Origin of the sequence: Sorangium sp. So ce185, assembly GCF_051526825.1 — a bacterium.
In the GTDB taxonomy this organism is placed as follows: domain Bacteria; phylum Myxococcota_A; class Polyangia; order Polyangiales; family Polyangiaceae; genus Sorangium; species Sorangium cellulosum_D.
In genome coordinates this window covers 2,986,816-3,001,618 of the sequence record NZ_CP150316.1, presented here as the reverse complement: position 1 = coordinate 3,001,618, position 14,803 = coordinate 2,986,816, and the positions used below count along the sequence as shown (strand labels likewise).

Genomic DNA, 14,803 nt, shown 5'->3' with positions numbered 1-14,803 from the left:
GCGCGCGCTTGTGGCGAAGGGCCGCGACGATCTCGTACCCAGCGGGGGACGCAGCGACATGCCGAAGATCACAAAGCAGGGCAGCTCCGAGAAGGCGACGGGCACGAAGAAGAAGGCCTCTTCGAGCGCCAAGGGGGGCGCTGAAGCTCAGCTTGCGAAACCCGTGAATCCGGTAATCAAGGAAGACTCGAAATCTTCGTCGAGCGCCTCGAAGCGTAAGCTCGGCCTCCGCGGCGCTGCGCCCTGGGCTGCCCGGCACGCGGCGAAGCACGCCGCCGAGGCGCGGGCACGGGCCGCCGAGCCGGCGCCCCCCGGCAGCGCCCGGGCGACCATCCGCGTGCCCACCGGCGCGGAGGAGATCAAGGCGAAGATCGCCGAGCTCCACAACCAGACCCAGAAGATCCGCACGCTCCGCAAGCGGCTCGACAAGGGGTTCTTCGACATCGGGGTGGTGCTCGCCGAGATCCAGCAGCAGGAGCTGTATCAGGCGAAGGGCTACGGCTCGTTCGAGGCGTTCCTCGAGCGCGAGATCGACCTCGGCAAGCAGACGTCGCTGCGCCTCATCAAGGTCGCCCACGTCTTCCAGCGCGAGGTGGCCCTCGACTACGGCATGGACCGGCTGTTCGTGGCGCTCGCCGCCCTCGAGGGCGACGCGGTCCCCAAGCCGGCCCCGTCCGCGATCCCCTCGGCCCCCGGCTCCAAGCCGCCCCTGCCCCTGAAGCCGCCCATGCGCATCGTGGGCTGACCGCCCGTCAAATCCCCGCGCCCCGGGGCGGCAGGGAGCTCGTCGTGGGGCGAGACATCGGCACCGGCTCGGGGATGAAGCGGGGGAGCCGCACGCGGACCGTCGCCCCCTCGGCCGCGTGCGTGCTCACCTCCACCCGGCCGGCGTGCTGGTCCACGATCTTCCGGACGATCGCCAGCCCGAGGCCGGTGCCCGCCGCCTTCGTGGTGAAGAACGGATCGAAGATCTCGGCGAGGATCGTCGGGTCGATCCCGGGCCCCGTGTCCCCGATCGACAGCCACACCTCGTGCGCGTCCCCCGACGCGCACGCCCGCAAGACCCCGCCGTCGGGCATGACGTCCAGCGCGTTGACGACGAGGTTCAGGACCACCTGCTTGAGCTTCTCCACGTCGCCGAGCGCGAAGCAGTCGTCGGCCAGATCGCGGACGACCTCGACGCGGTGGCTCGCGAGCGCCTCCTCCTCTAAGTCGAGGACGTCGCGCACGACGCGGGCCAGATCGACGGGCTCGCGGTGCGGGGCGCGCGGGCGGGCGAGCTCGAGGAACTCGCCGAGCAGCCGGCCCAGCCGGCCGATCTCGGCCTCGACGATGCCCACCCGCCGCTTCATGGGCTCGCGGATCGCCTCGTCGGAGAGGCGGTCGATGCCGCGGCTGAGCAGGTGGAGCTCCAGGACCGCGGCGTTCAGGGGGTTCCGGATCTCGTGCGCGAGCCCGAGGGCGAGCGGGGCCATGGCGTTCAGCGCCTCGGCGTCGGCGGCGCGCCGCTCGAGCGCGCGCCGCTCGGTCACGTCGATGCCGATGCCGTAGACGAGGTCGGTCCGGCCGCCGCGCCCGCCGCTGCGGACGCCGGAGAGGTGCCAGCGCACCCGGCGGATCGCGCCCACCGCGTCCCGGACGCCGACCTCGACCTCGGCGGCGGCGGCGTCGCCCTCGACGACGCTCTGGAACGACTGGTTGAACCGGCGCTGCTCGGACTCGTCGACAAGCGTCTCGCAGAACGGCATGCCGAGCGCGGCGTCGCCGCCCACCCCGGTCAGCGCGGACAGGCGCGGGTTGAAGAGGGCCACGCTGCCGTCGGCGTTCAGGCCGAGGATGAGCACGTCCGCCGCGTCGACGATCGCCCGGTACCGCCGCTCGAGCTCCTCCCGCTCCCGCTTCAGCGAGATCTTCTCGATCGCCTGGGCCACCGTGGAGATGAGCTCCTCGGGGCGGAACGACTTGAGGACGAAGGCGAAGGCGCCGGCGCGGAGCGCGGCCATGGCGGTGTCCACGGTCGCGAAGCCGGTGACGAGGACGATCTCGCCGTGGGGGGCGGCGGCCCGGAGCGGGGCGATGAGCTCGAGCCCGCTCGCGTCGGGGAGCTTGACGTCGACCACGGCCACGTCGAAGCCGTCGCGGCGGGCCGCCGCGAGCCCCTGCTTGCCGTTCGGGGCGAGGGCCACCTCCACGTCGAGCTCGCGCGCGCCCTCGAGGACGTCGCGAAGGTTTCCGGCGAGGCTGGTGTTGTCGTCCACGATCAGGATTCGAGCGCGCACCTGGGATCTCCTGGTCGAGCGGTCCGGCGGGCGGCCCGATGCACGGGGTGGCCTTCCGCTGTGGGGTCTTTCCTGAGTTTTATGCTATGAGCCGCCACCATGCGGTTCGTCGATCAGTGCCGTCTGAAGGTCATCGCGGGGGATGGCGGCAATGGAGCGATCGCATTCCGCCGCGAGAAGTACATCCCGTTCGGCGGCCCTGCGGGCGGCGACGGCGGCCGCGGCGGGGACGTCGTCTTCGTGGGCGACGAAGGCCTGTCCACGCTACTCGACTTCACCTACGCGCGCACCCTCGAGGCCGAGCGGGGCGAGCACGGGATGGGGAGCGACTGCCACGGGCGCGCCGGCGCCGACCGGGTCGAGAAGCTCCCGGTGGGGACGCAGATCTTCGACGCGGAGACCGGCGAGCAGATCGCCGACGTGACCGAGCACGGCCAGCGGGTCGTGGTCGCCCGCGGGGGCAAGGGGGGCCGCGGCAACCTGCACTTCAAGTCGCCGCACGACCGGGCCCCCCGGCGCGCCGAGCCGGGGGAGCCGGGCGAGGCCCGCGAGCTCCGCCTGGAGCTGAAGGTGCTCGCCGACGTCGGCCTGCTCGGCTTCCCCAACGCCGGCAAGAGCACCTTCGTCGCCGCCGTCTCGGCCGCCCGGCCGAAGATCGGCGACTACCCGTTCACGACGCTGACCCCGACGCTCGGCATGGTCGAGATCGGCGGCGGCGTGCGTTCGGGCGGGTCGAGCTTCGTCATCGCGGACATCCCGGGGCTGATCCCGGGCGCGAGCGAGGGGGTCGGGCTCGGCACCCGGTTCCTGAAGCACGTGGAGCGCACGCGGGCGCTCCTCCACCTCGTGACGCTCGATCCCGGCGACGGCCGCGAGCCGCTCGCCGACTACAGGGCGCTCCGCAAGGAGCTCAAGAAGTTCAGCCCGGATATCGCGCAGCGCCCGGAGGTCGTCGCCCTGACCAAGGCCGACCTGACCGAGGTGCGCGAGGCCTACCCGAAGCTCAAGGCGCGGTTCGCGAAGGCGAAGGTGAAGCTCCACCTCGTCAGCGCCGCGACGGGCGAGGGCGTGACCGAGCTCATCCGTGAGCTCGCGGCGATCGTGCGCAAGCGCGAGGAGTGACCGGCCGAGCGCGGGAGTCCTCTCCGCGCAGATCACACGGTGTCCTCACGTGGGCTGACCGTGCACATCGGTCGCGGATCTGGCGAGCGCGCGACGTCTGGACAACGCGGCGAAGTTGGCGTCCACTTTTCGTTTCGGACTCACGCGTCCTGCCAGGAGAGGAGGCCCGATGCGCTGGTCGATCTTCAGCTTCAGCAAACCGTCTGCCCTTGCGTGGTGTGTGGCCCTCTCGGCGGCGCTCGGCGCGAGCGGGACGGCGCGCGCCGACATCGTGCAACCGAACGGCACCACGATCCCCGCCGTCACCGGACGATTGAGCGACCTGCTCAACGGGTCGGCGAACAACGACAACATCGACGAGATGATCGACGTCGTGGCCGACGCGGCGGTGGAGCCGCAGGTGTTCTCGCCGCTCTGCGAGTTCAGCGGCAAGTACATCGCCAAGGGGGGCGGCGCCAACTTCGCCGTCGGCTGGTACAACGTCGACGACAGCCGCGCGAGCGACGACCCGCCGAAGTACGTCTCCGTGGACACGGGGGCCAACCTCAACACCGCGGCGCCGGAGAGCGATGTCCAGATCCTCTTCCCCTTCTCGACGTCCCTGCCGCCTGCCGCGATGCGCGAGCTGACGGCGGTGTCGATCCGGGAGAGCCCCGCGTACGCCGGCGGGCTGATCGGCTTCGTGCTGATCCCGAACCCGAACGGCACCGGCACCAGCAACGCCACGCAATACCATTACACCGAGCACCGGTTCAACGTGGCGTGTACGCAGTGCGAGACGCCGGGCCCGTGGTACTCGGACCTCATCTATCGTTCGAACGAGCTGCTCAACACGTTTTACCTGGGCTTCGAGGATCTCGACTTCCGGAACGCGGCCGGCGCCGCGGGCGTCAACGGCAACGATCTCGACTACGAGGACTTCCTGTTCCGCTTCTCGGGCATCACGTGCCCCGAGGCCGGCCAGCCGTGCGAGGTGGACGAGAACGTCGGCGCGTGCCGCCTCGGGATCTCCGACTGCGACGCGCAGGGGGCGGTGATCTGCACGCCCTTCGTGCTGCCTGGCAGCCAGGCCGAGCAGTGCGACGGCGTCGACAACGACTGCGACGACGTCATCGACGAGGAGGCGCCCTGTCCGGAGAGCCAGGTGTGCAACCGCGGCCGCTGCGTGGATCGCTGCGGGTCCGCGGAGTTCCCGTGCGAGCAGGGGTTCGTGTGCCGAGGGGGCCTGTGCGTCGAGCAGGCCTGCGTCGACGTGATGTGCGAGGTGGGCGAGGTGTGCCACGAGGGCGAGTGCAGCGCGCCGTGCGACGGCGTGGTGTGCCCGCACGACCAGGTGTGCCGCGCCGGGCGCTGCATCGATCCGTGCCAGGACGTCGTGTGCAACTCCGGCCAGGTGTGCGAAGGCGGCGTGTGCGTGCTCCAGTGCAACTGCCGCGGGTGCCCGACGAACGAGCGCTGCGACATGGAGAGCGGCCGGTGCGTGGAGGCCGCGTGCGCCGACGTCTCGTGCGATGAAGGCACGTATTGCCGCGAGGGCGCGTGCGTCGATGCCTGCGACGGGGTCGCGTGCCCCGCGGGCGAGCGGTGCGAGGCGGGCGCGTGCGTCGAGGCGCCGCCCCCGCCCACCACCGCCACCGCGTCGATCGGCGCGGGGCTCGATACCGTCGCGTCGTCCGGCGCGGGCGACGCCGCGTCCGGCTCGGGCGGGGCGTCCGCGTCGGGCTCGGGCGGGGCGCCGCCTGCCGGCGCGGGCGGCGGCGATTCCGGGGGCGGCGAGTCGTCGGGCTGCGGGTGCCGCCTCGGCGCCGACACGCCCTCGGCGGGCGGCGTCGCGGCCCTGCTCCTCGCCGCCGGCCTCGCGTTCCGCCGCGGGGCGCGCCGCCGGCCGGCCCGCGGGCAGCGCCGCGCGTCCGGCGGCGGCGAGATGCGTTGAAGCGTCGCGAGGGGGCGCGGGCGAGCGAGCCGCCCGCGCCCCCTCACTCCTACGGGCGCTCGACGGTGAAGCTCGAGGTCTGGTCGTCGAAGTCGTAGCTGTCGAGGTTGGCGTCCGCCGTGATGACGCGCGACGCGGGCGAATAAATGAAGAACAGGTCGTAGAGCGTCAGCTTGAAGCCGTCGGGGACGCGGACGGAGCTGATCCTCTTGTCCCAGGCGCCGCCGATGAGATACCTGCTGCCGACGCCGTAGAGGAGCGAGTCGCCCGAGAAATCGGCGTGCTCGTAGAGGGCGACCACGTCCTCTTGCGGGTCCGAGGCGCGCGAGACGACGAAGCTCGAGATGACGTCGCTGAAGCCCTCGGCCACGAGATCCGTGTCCGAGGTGAAGACGCGCGCCTCGCCCTCGAAGTTGTGGTGGAAGAACACCGTGACCCGGAGCCCGGCGGGCACCTTGATCGCGCTCGCGCGGTCGTTGCCGATGATCGCCATGTCCGGGAGGTTGTGGCGGCCGATCCCGAAGCTCTGTGAGACGCCGGAGAAGTCCGAGAGATCGTGGAGCACGACCTCGTCGTCGGGGTGGTCGGTGGGGCCGCTGGCGATCGTCGCGTCGATCCACGCGCGGTGGCGCGCGACGTCGACGCCGGCGAGCGACGCATGCAGGTTCGTGCCGTCCTGGCCGCTCGAGGCCGAGAACACGGCGACCTGAAGCCCGTCGACGAACCACGGGCCGCCGGAGTCGCCGCTCCAGCCCGAGCCCGTCACGCCCGTCGCCAGGAGCTCGTCGTCGGAGCGCCGGCCATCGATGTGGATGACCGCCTTCTTGAGCGACGGCGCCATCACCAGCGGCGTGCCCTCGCTCCCCCAGCCGTAGACCGTCGCGTCCGTCCCGTCCACGGCCGGCCCCGCGGGGGCGAGCTCTACGACCGCGCTGCCGGCGTCCTCGGTCAGGTGGAGCAGCGCGATGTCGACCTCGGCCGAGGGCACCTCGATGGCGTCGACCTCGATGCGCCGGCCCTCGCGGTACGCGTTGCTGCCGATGCGCACCGCCGACGTCTCGCCTTCATCCGCCATGCAATGCTGCGCGGTGAGCACCCAGCGCGGCGCGACGAGCGTGCCCGTGCACTGATAAAAATCGCCCGTATCCCCGCGCACGTCGAAGACCTGGACGGCCCAGGGGCTCGCCTCGGCGATCTCGCCGCCGATGATCTCGGACGACTGCGAATCGAGCGACTCGACCGGATCCTCCGGCGCATCCGCGATGGTGCAAGCCGTGGAGAGACTCAACGCGATCCCGGCGCAGATCGCGATACCCAGTTGATTCCCAAGCTCTTCTTTGTTCATGTCATCTCCGCATGGGTCACGTCCGGAGTATGCGGCGATACCCGGACCACGCCAGGCGGCGTTATGGAACGGCGGCGTTCGATGAGCGGAACATCGAGGGCGCTGGATGAGCGGCTTGGCCTGTCGGAGCTCGTGCACGTTCACGCGAAAGGTTCGCGCAGCGCGGCAGGCGCGCTGTCGAGGCCGCAGGCGCGCTGTCGAGGCCCGGGTCGATTCGTGCATCCATGAAAAGCATCGCTCTCCCGCGAGCGTGCCAGTGCCGCCGCGGCGCGCAGGCGACCTCTCGGCGCATGAAGAACAGCAACATCGTCGTCGCCCGGGCGGGGCCGCCGCGTCACATCGAGAGGCGCGCGGCCTCCTGGACCTCCGCGATGCGCGGGTCGTCCGCGCGGCCGACCACGGCGAACCCGTAGCCGTTGCGAAACCAGTAGCTCGTCGCGAGCCCGCCGTCGCGGCGCGTGCCCGTGAGCTCACCCGGGCGCGAGCTCGGGCGGATGTAGAAGCTCACGCGCTGACCGTCTCGGTCCTCGTACATGAGCAGGACCGCGGGGCCGTTGGCCGTGGAGAGCAGCCGGCCTCCGAGGAGGTCGAACCCGTACGGCGCCAGATCCGGCAGCGCCACCGGGCGCCCCAGCCGGCCGGAGAGCCAGGCCTGGAGATCGCCCCCGTCCCCCGCCGCCATCTCCACCGGCCGCACGCGATCCGTGGCGAAGGTGCGGTAGGCCTCGACCGCGTCGTCCATCGGCGCAGGCGCCCCCGGCAGGCTCATCGAGCGCGCCGTCCAGCCGCCGAGCGCGCCGATCCCGAGCGCGACCGCGAGCGAGGCGCCGAGCATCGCGCGCCGCTGGGAGCGCTGGCGCAGATCGCGCCGGATCGCGCGCGGATCGAGGCGTGGGTTCGGCGGCAGCAGCGAGGCCCCGGCGAGCAGGGCGCGCAGCTCCTCGGCGTTCCGCCGGTAGGCGGCGACGCGCGCGCGCTCGTCAGGGTGCGAGGCGAGGTACGCCTCGACGGCGCGCGCCCGTTGGGGATCGAGCCGGCCGTCCACGAAGGCCTGGAGCTCGTCCTCGGTCGGGGGATCGAGGCTCATTTGACCCTCCGGATCCGGGCGGGGGCGGGCTCGGCCTCGGTCAGGGCGCGGTAGGCCTCGCGCGCGCGGGAGAGGCGCGACATCACCGTGCCGATCGGCACGTCGAGGGCCTGCGCCGCCTCCTGGTAGGAGAAGCCCTCGACCGTCACCAGCAAGAGGACCGCGCGATGATCGACCGAGAGCTTGTCGAACGCGCCGAGCGAGGACCGCGCGAGGACGGCCTCCTCGCCGGGGTGCTCGCCCTCGGCGCGGACGCCGAACGCCTCCAGCAAGCGCCGGACGCGCCCCGCGCGCCTCCGGCCGTCGAGGAACTGGCGGACCATGATCGCGTACAGCCAGGCCTTCAGGCTCCCCTCCGGGCGCTTCGTCTGCCAGCGCGAGAGGGTCTTCTCGAGGCAGCTCTGCACCAGATCGTCGGCGGCGCTCGCGTCGCGCGTCAGCGAGGCCGCGAACCTCCGCATGCCCGGCAAGAGGGCGCGCAGCTCCTCGTCGTTCAGATCGCTCATCGCCGCACCTGCCCGCTCCTCGGCTCCAAGGCCTCCACGGCCGCGAGACGCCGCTCGAACCGAGGTTATTCCGTGGGGGGATCTTCTTTGTAGCCCGCGGAATACCGCCCCCCGGGCGGCGTCACGGCTGCATCCACCCACGCCGCCGCGATGGCGGAGGAGCTCGTGATGTTCGGATTTCTGCGTTCCGACGGGGGCCTCCAGGGCCTCTTGCGCGCGAAGGCCGGCGAGATCGCCCGTGCCGCGCTGATCTTCGCGATCGTGGCCACTCTGGCCGCGACGTTCGCCTTCGTTGCGGGGGTCCTGGATCCGTCGCGGTTGACCCCGGCGAAGCTCGTCGACGCGCTCGAGGGGCATGACGGCCTGCACCCGGGCTTTCGCCGCGCGCACGCGAAGGGCGTCTGCTTCACCGGGCGGTTCGAGGCGAGCGGCGCGGGCGCCCAGCTCTCCAGGGCGAGCGTGTTCGCGCGCGGCGAGGTCCCCGTGGTCGGGCGCTTCTCGACGGGCGGCGGCATGCCGTACGCGCCGGACGGGCGCGTCGCGCTCCGCAGCATGGCCCTCAGCTTCTCGCTGCCGAACGGCGAGCGATGGCGCACCGCCATGAACCACATCCCCGTCTTCCCGGTCGCGACGCCAGCGGCGTTCCTCGATTTTCAGCGCGCCACCTCGCCCGTCGCGGCCACGGGGAAGCCGGACGCCGCGCGCGTCGAGGGCTTCCTCGCCGCGCACCCGGAGACGCGCGCCTTCATGGCCCGGCTGCGCGACGGCGATCTGCCGTCGAGCTTCGCGAACGGCACCTACCACAGCGTGAACGCGTTCCGCTTCACCGGCGGCGCCGGCCCGGCGCGCGACGTCCGCTGGTCGATGGTGCCCGAGGCCCCGCTGGAGGCGCTCGACAAGGGGACGCTCGCCTCGAGGCCGCCGAGCTTCCTCTTCGAGGAGGTCGTCGCGCGCCTCGCGCGGGGCCCGCTGCGCTGGCGGATGCGGGTGACGCTCGCGGCCCCGGGCGATCCCACGGGCGACGCCACGCGCGAGTGGCCCAGCGATCGCGAGCAGATCGAGGTCGGCACGCTCGTGGTGGAGCGCGCCGCGACGGAGGAGGCAGGGCCGTGTCGCGACATCACCTTCGATCCGCTGATCCTGCCGGCCGGGATCGAGCCGTCGGACGATCCGCTGCTGAGCGCGCGCTCTTCGGCCTACGCGGTCTCGCTCACGCGCCGCGCCGGCGAGGGGCCGGCGCCGAGCGCGCTCTCGCGCGGCCCCGCCGAGGAGGGCGCGCGCCGATGAGCCGTCCGCAAAAGTTTCACCCTCTGGCGCGCGCCCTGCACTGGACCATGGCCGTCGCGATCGTCGCCATGCTGTTCATCGGGGTCGGCATGGCCTCGACGGTGAGCGGCGCCCGGACCTTCCTGCTGCCGGCGCACCGGTCGGTGGGCGTCGTGCTCCTCGCGCTCGCGGCGGTCCGCCTGGGGGTGCGCCTCGCGCGCCGCGCGCCGCCGCTGCCGGAGGACATGCCGGCCTGGCAACGGCGCGCGGCGGGCGCATCGCAGATCGTGCTCTATGTCCTGATGTTCACGATTCCGATCGTCGGCTGGGCGATGCTCTCGGCGGGCGGCTATCCGGTGACGCTGCTCGGCGGGTTCCAACTGCCCTCGATCGCGCCGCAGAGCCCCGCGCTTCACGCGGCGTTGCGCCGCGCTCACACCTACCTCGCCCTGCTGCTCTTCGGCGCCTTCCTCCAGCACCTCGCGGCGGCGCTCTTTCACCTCTTGATCCGAAGAGACGACGTGTTCGCGAGCATGGCCCCGCGGTGGTGGCGCCGGCGCGGCGGATAGCGCGGACCGAGCCCGCCTCGCGCTCCGGGGATCTGCCGCTCGCGCCCGGGGACCGGGCGGCGAGAGGGCCCTCGAAACGACATCTCCGCGGGCCCGGGGCGCTCGCCTCGGGCCCTCGCGTCAGCCGATCACGGATCGCCGGACGTCGCGCCGAAGAGCTCGACGTCGTCGATCACGACGGCGCCCGAGTCGGCCTTGCCGCGGCCGAGGAAGCCGTTCGCGCCGACGCCGTTCATCTCCGGGCTGAACGCGAGGCCGATGATCGACGCGAGCACGTCGTTCACGTCGTCGCCGGGGTCGAGCCCCTGGTCGATCGCCCAGCCGGGGAGCGCGATGTCGGCGAACTTGAGCTCGATGAGCTGCGGCTCGACGCCGAGCCGCACGTCCCAGCCGTGGCGGACCCCGCTGAGCCCGTTGGTCTGCGCGGGGCTCTCGACGTCGACGCGCAGCCCGCGCGCCGTGTCGGCGCGCGCCCGGAAGCGGACGCCCTCGAGCGACGTCACGTCGACCGAGCCCTCGGCGAGGGGCACCGTGAAATACACGTACTGGCCCCAGGGGTACGCCTCGTCGCGGAAGTCGAAGCTCAGGAGCAGGCTCTGCGCCCCGTCGAGCGGCGCGTCCTGCGTGAGGCCCTGCACCGCGCCGGACGCGTTGTTGGTGGCGAGCAGCGTGCCGACGTACAGCTCGACCGCGTCCGCCGCCTCGAAATCGTTGATCCCCGCCGCGGTGAACGAGAACGGCACGAGCGGCGTGTTGCTGGCGAACCGGCGCAGGCGCTCGCGCAGGATCGGCACCTCGCTCCTGAGGCGCGCGACCGCCGGCTCCCACGAGGCGAGGCCGGGCCCGAGCGGATCCTCCTCGACGGCGGCGCGGATCTGCGCCGCATACGCGTCGACCTGCGCTTCGAGCTTCCCTTCGCCGAACGGCCCGTCGAGCAGCGCCTGGAGCGCGGCCTGGTAGCCCGCGGGGTCCTGGCTCAAGGCGCCGAACAGCGCGTCGCACCCCGGCACGCGCACCCGCTCGGCGCCCATGAACACCGGCACCACGGCGGGGCAGGTCGCCGGCGCCTCGGTCCAGCGGGGCACCTGGCCAAAGTAGGTGCTGGCGCCGAGGGTCTGGTCCATATCCCACGGGATCAGGTGGAATTTGCCCGAGGCGGGATCGTCGTAGATGTAGAAGTTGTGGTTGTTGGCGCCGCCGGCGGCATCGACGTAGAAGGTCGTGACCCCGTCCCAGTTCACGATCGCCTCGTCGACGGCCATGTAGCGTTGCAGCTGCTCGATGTCCGCCCACTGCGACAGCGCGGCGAGGCGCTCGTCGCCCTCGGCGGACGCGAGCGCGGCGGCGAACGCCACGAAGCGCTCGTGCGTGGCCTCGTCCTCGTTCGTCTCGATGCGCTCCGCGTAGTAGCTGGCGTCGTCCGTGACCGGCCACGCTTCCTTGTAGAGGTCGCCGTCCGGCCCTCCGGGGAAATGGCTCTCCAGGAAGCGGCCGTCCACCTCCTCGACCATCGAGAAGAGCCCCTGGGGCTCGCCGTTCACATAGAGCGTGGCCCAACCGCTCCTCGGGGCCGCGACGCCCATCTCGCGGTACAGGCCATAGGCGATGCGCTCGTGGAGCTTCGTCGGATCCCAGATCATCGAGTGGAAGTTCAGCCGCTCCTGCGCGTAGAAGCGCTGGCCGTCGACGTACTCGTCGAACTTCACCTTCATGCTGAGCTTCGGGCAGGTGAGGTTTCCCTCCTCGTCGAAGCACATCTGCAGGGTGCCATAACCGCCCTTGAAGCGCAGGCCGACGACGCCCAGGCTCTTGCCCATGTAGCAAGCCTCGGCCTCCACGTACTCCTCGTCGCGGGCGTTCGCCTTGAGCTCGGCCCAGCGCTCTTCCGGAAGGAGGAAGTCGAAGCGCAAGACCTCGTCGGCCGCATACAGCTCGTCCGCGTCGCGGTCGGCGAGCGTGGGGTCGGGCGGCGCGCACGGCGGCATCGGCGGGGCCTCTCCGCCGGCCCCGCCGTCCCCCCCGCCGGTGCCCGCCCCGCCCGAGCCTCCGCCTCCAGCGTTCGCCCCGCCCGAGCCTCCCCCTCCGGCGTTCGCCCCGCCCGAGCCTCCCGGCCCGGCGCCGCCGGTCCCGCCCTCGTCATCCCCGCATCCCACGCCCGCGGCGACGGCCGCCAGCACAAGCCATGTCCAACACGTAAGCTTCATGCACGCTCCTTCAGCGGCTTCGAGCGTAATCGTGCACCTCGCGCGCGTCGATCCCTGTTTTTCGCGTCACGGATCCCCGGGCCTGGCCGTCCGAGAGGCCGTCTCTGTCCGCCCCGAGTCGGGAGCCTCTCCGTGCGATCCAGTTGACAAAAAGGCACGGAATGATTCGTCGCGCCCGGGCTTTTCCGGTGCGATGACAGACAGCAAGGGGCGCCTCCTCGGGAGGGTGAGACGTGTGGGGATCGGGCTCGCGGCGACGGCCGCGCTTCTCGCGCTGTTCCGGGCCGGCGCGTCGGCGTGGGGTCAGTCCCGGCTCCGGGATTACCGGGATGCCACCCGGGCCGAATGGGACGCGGAGCGCGCGCGGATCCGCGAGCGCTCGCGGCCCGCCGGCGAGGGCGCCGCGCAGGAGGACTGCGGAGCGAGCTACGCGAGGACGGCGTCGATTCAGCTGGACGTCCATCCAGAGTGGATCAAGCGGGCGCTCGAGGCGGGGCCCGGCGCGCCGCTCTCGCCCGAGCTCGCCGCCGAGATCGAGCGGCGCCGCCCGGAGATCGACGCCTTCCGGCAGACGGCGCGTTGCTCTCGTTACGAGCTGCCGGACGACAGCGCGTGGATCGATTACGGTCCCATCCATCCGGTGTGGCACGCAAACCGCGCTGTCCTGGTCCAGGGGCGCTGGCTCGAGGCCAAGGGGGATACGCGCGGCGCCCTGGACCGTTATCTCACCGTCGCCAAGGTCGGCGCGGACCTGTCCGCGGGCTCGGCCATCGCCGGCCTGATCGGCATTCACGACGCGGAGCGCGCCTACCGCCGCGCCGCGGCCCTCGTCGCCGGCGCGCCCCGGCTCCCCGCGGCGGAGCTCGCCGAGCTCGACCGGGCGCTCGAGGAGCGCGGGCGCCACCTGCCGCGGCTCGCCGACGTGCTCCGGAGAGAGCGCCTGCACCTCCGCCAGATGGCGATGCGCCTGAGCGACGGTGGCCCCCTGCCCGAGGAGGAGCTCCGTCCTCTCGCGCCGTCCACCGGCGCCCGCGCGCTCACCGCGGTGCTCCCGATGGCCGCCGTGTTCGGTCACGCCCTCCCGCCGCTCGACGCGCAGCTGCGCGCCGCGGAGCAGATGGCGCTCGACGCGCAGCGTGATTCTTCCCAGGTCACGCGCTTTCAGGAGGTGGCCGCCGATTCGCTCGCCGCCGACGTCACGGGGCTCGGTGCCATGTTGGACGCCGAGCATCTCCAGAGGACCGCGAGGCGGGATTGCGCCTTGCGGGCGTCGTATCTGCTGGCCCGCGCGGCCGTCCAGGCAGAGCGGGCGTATGCGGACGGCGGCTATCCGGAGGCGCTGCGGACGCTCCCGCAGGATCCTTGTGGGACAGGCCCGCTCGTGTACGAGAGGAGCCCGGGCGGCGATGGCTACACGCTGTCCAGCGTCGGCGAGAACGGCACGGTCGACGGTCCGCGCGCGGCCGGCGGCGCGGCGGGCGACAGCGACGATATCGTCGTCACGAGGCGGGGCTCGGACGTCCTGTAGCTCGCGACCTCGATCACCCGCGATGCCGCGGGGCGCCCGCGGCCGCGGCGAGGGCCGGCGCCGCGGCCTCGACGGCCAGGCACGCCTCGAACCCCTCGCGGTAGCTCGGGTAGAGCAGCGTCATGCCGAGGGCGCGCTTGATCTTCGCGTTGTCCACCGCGCGATCGTGGCGGAGCGTCTCGTGGAGATCCTCCCGCGGCGCGCCGGCCGGCAGCGAGAGGCCGAGCCGCGCGCAGAGCCAGCGGACGACCTCGATCTGCGGCACGGGCGCGTCGTCCGCGACCACGAAGACGTCGCCGGGGGCAGCGCGCTCCAGCGCCGCGAGCGCGAGGCGCGCGAGGTCCTCGACGTGGATGCGCGAGACGACGTTCGTGCCCTGCCGATCGCCCTCGCCGGTCATGCGGAAGTCGCCGCGCAAGAGCCGCTGGTGCAGGCCGCGGCCCGGGCCGTAGATGCCGGCGGCGCGCAGCGCCACGGCGCCGCGCTCGAGGTACACGGCCTCGGCCGCGAGGCGCGCGGCGGCGCGGGGGCCGTCGGCCGACGTGGGCGTCGCCTCGTCGATGCGCCCGGTGGCGTCGCCGTAGACGGCGGTCGACGAGACGTACGCGATCGCGCGCGCGCGGCGGAGCGACGGCGCGATCGCGGCGTCGGTCGCGCCGTCGGGCGGGAAGGCGACGAGCACGTCCGCGCCGTCCCCGACGAGCCGGTCGACGGCCTCGGCGGTGAGCGCCGGCAGGACGCTCACCTCGATGCCGGCCTGTGCGAGCTCTGCGGCGCGCTCGGACGAGCGCGTGGTCGCGACGACGCGGCCGCCGGAGGCCGTCCGAAGGCCGGCGACAACCGCGCCGGTGAAGCCGCAGCCGAGGACGATGAGCGGGGGAGAGGCGTCGGGCATGGTGTGGGCGACCCTTGTACCAGCAAGAGAGCGGGGGCGCGTCCCGCGGCGCGAGGGCGCTGCCGGCCG

At 72.7% G+C, this 14,803-nt stretch carries 12 protein-coding genes; 6 read left to right on the top strand and 6 right to left on the bottom strand.

What is annotated here, in order from left to right; translation table 11 throughout:
• The first annotated feature begins 58 nt into the window (after window positions 1-58).
• On the top strand, window positions 59-745 hold the full coding sequence (locus WMF26_RS11215; protein WP_020734215.1) for a hypothetical protein: 687 nt from the start codon (window positions 59-61) through the stop codon (window positions 743-745).
• A 7-nt stretch (window positions 746-752) separates the two neighbouring features.
• Here WMF26_RS11215 and WMF26_RS11210 read toward each other — a convergent pair whose 3' ends face one another.
• A complete protein-coding gene (locus tag WMF26_RS11210) occupies window positions 753-2,279 on the bottom strand; it encodes an ATP-binding protein (protein WP_438000296.1) in 1,527 nt (508 codons plus the stop codon).
• Window positions 2,280-2,378: 99 nt separating this feature from the next.
• On the opposite strand from WMF26_RS11210, the gene obgE reads away from it, so the two are divergent.
• Window positions 2,379-3,401, top strand: coding sequence for a GTPase ObgE (obgE, locus tag WMF26_RS11205; RefSeq protein WP_438000295.1), 1,023 nt, complete (start codon window positions 2,379-2,381; stop codon window positions 3,399-3,401).
• 169 nt (window positions 3,402-3,570) lie between these two features.
• Window positions 3,571-5,334: a hypothetical protein gene (locus WMF26_RS11200; protein WP_438000294.1), complete on the top strand. Its 1,764-nt coding sequence runs from the start codon at window positions 3,571-3,573 to the stop codon at window positions 5,332-5,334.
• A gap of 49 nt (window positions 5,335-5,383) precedes the next feature.
• Here the strand turns inward: WMF26_RS11200 and WMF26_RS11195 are convergent, their stop codons facing one another.
• The 3 genes from WMF26_RS11195 to WMF26_RS11185 all read right to left on the bottom strand — a co-directional run bounded on the left by WMF26_RS11195 (window position 5,384) and on the right by WMF26_RS11185 (window position 8,272).
• Window positions 5,384-6,679, bottom strand: coding sequence for a trypsin-like serine protease (locus tag WMF26_RS11195; RefSeq protein WP_438000293.1), 1,296 nt, complete (start codon window positions 6,677-6,679; stop codon window positions 5,384-5,386).
• A 334-nt stretch (window positions 6,680-7,013) separates the two neighbouring features.
• A complete protein-coding gene (locus WMF26_RS11190) occupies window positions 7,014-7,766 on the bottom strand; it encodes an anti-sigma factor family protein (RefSeq protein ID WP_438000292.1) in 753 nt (250 codons plus the stop codon).
• The gene (locus WMF26_RS11185) at window positions 7,763-8,272 is read right to left on the bottom strand and encodes a sigma-70 family RNA polymerase sigma factor (protein ID WP_020734209.1); all 510 of its coding nucleotides are present in this window, start codon (window positions 8,270-8,272) and stop codon (window positions 7,763-7,765) included. Before WMF26_RS11185 ends, WMF26_RS11190 begins: the two co-directional genes overlap by 4 nt.
• A 168-nt stretch (window positions 8,273-8,440) precedes the next feature.
• Here WMF26_RS11185 and WMF26_RS11180 point away from each other — a divergent pair, with 168 nt between their 5' ends.
• Entirely contained in the window at window positions 8,441-9,559 is a 1,119-nt protein-coding gene (locus tag WMF26_RS11180; protein ID WP_438000291.1) for a catalase family peroxidase, read from the top strand.
• Complete coding sequence (locus tag WMF26_RS11175) at window positions 9,556-10,107, top strand: cytochrome b (RefSeq protein WP_438000290.1); 552 nt, start codon at window positions 9,556-9,558, stop codon at window positions 10,105-10,107. Before WMF26_RS11180 ends, WMF26_RS11175 begins: the two co-directional genes overlap by 4 nt.
• Before the next feature lie 128 nt (window positions 10,108-10,235).
• Here the strand turns inward: WMF26_RS11175 and WMF26_RS11170 are convergent, their stop codons facing one another.
• Complete coding sequence (locus WMF26_RS11170; RefSeq protein ID WP_438000289.1) at window positions 10,236-12,311, bottom strand: CotH kinase family protein; 2,076 nt, start codon at window positions 12,309-12,311, stop codon at window positions 10,236-10,238.
• 235 nt (window positions 12,312-12,546) lie between these two features.
• On the opposite strand from WMF26_RS11170, the gene WMF26_RS11165 reads away from it, so the two are divergent.
• A complete protein-coding gene (locus WMF26_RS11165) occupies window positions 12,547-13,839 on the top strand; it encodes a hypothetical protein (RefSeq protein ID WP_438000288.1) in 1,293 nt (430 codons plus the stop codon).
• Between the two features lie 13 nt (window positions 13,840-13,852).
• Here the strand turns inward: WMF26_RS11165 and WMF26_RS11160 are convergent, their stop codons facing one another.
• Window positions 13,853-14,734, bottom strand: a complete 882-nt coding sequence (locus WMF26_RS11160; protein ID WP_438000287.1) for an NAD-dependent epimerase/dehydratase family protein — start codon at window positions 14,732-14,734, stop codon at window positions 13,853-13,855.
• Window positions 14,735-14,803: the final 69 nt, after the last annotated feature.

Excerpts from the sequence above, each read along its gene's own strand:
- WMF26_RS11215 (WP_020734215.1), top strand. The coding sequence starts at position 59 with ATGCCGAAGATCACAAAGCAGGGCAGCTCCGAGAAGGCGACGGGCACG.
- obgE (WP_438000295.1), top strand. The coding sequence starts at position 2,379 with ATGCGGTTCGTCGATCAGTGCCGTCTGAAGGTCATCGCGGGGGATGGC.
- WMF26_RS11200 (WP_438000294.1), top strand. The coding sequence starts at position 3,571 with ATGCGCTGGTCGATCTTCAGCTTCAGCAAACCGTCTGCCCTTGCGTGG.
- WMF26_RS11195 (WP_438000293.1), bottom strand. The coding sequence starts at position 6,679 with ATGAACAAAGAAGAGCTTGGGAATCAACTGGGTATCGCGATCTGCGCC.
- WMF26_RS11190 (WP_438000292.1), bottom strand. The coding sequence starts at position 7,766 with ATGAGCCTCGATCCCCCGACCGAGGACGAGCTCCAGGCCTTCGTGGAC.
- WMF26_RS11185 (WP_020734209.1), bottom strand. The coding sequence starts at position 8,272 with ATGAGCGATCTGAACGACGAGGAGCTGCGCGCCCTCTTGCCGGGCATG.
- WMF26_RS11180 (WP_438000291.1), top strand. The coding sequence starts at position 8,441 with ATGTTCGGATTTCTGCGTTCCGACGGGGGCCTCCAGGGCCTCTTGCGC.
- WMF26_RS11175 (WP_438000290.1), top strand. The coding sequence starts at position 9,556 with ATGAGCCGTCCGCAAAAGTTTCACCCTCTGGCGCGCGCCCTGCACTGG.
- WMF26_RS11170 (WP_438000289.1), bottom strand. The coding sequence starts at position 12,311 with ATGAAGCTTACGTGTTGGACATGGCTTGTGCTGGCGGCCGTCGCCGCG.
- WMF26_RS11160 (WP_438000287.1), bottom strand. The coding sequence starts at position 14,734 with ATGCCCGACGCCTCTCCCCCGCTCATCGTCCTCGGCTGCGGCTTCACC.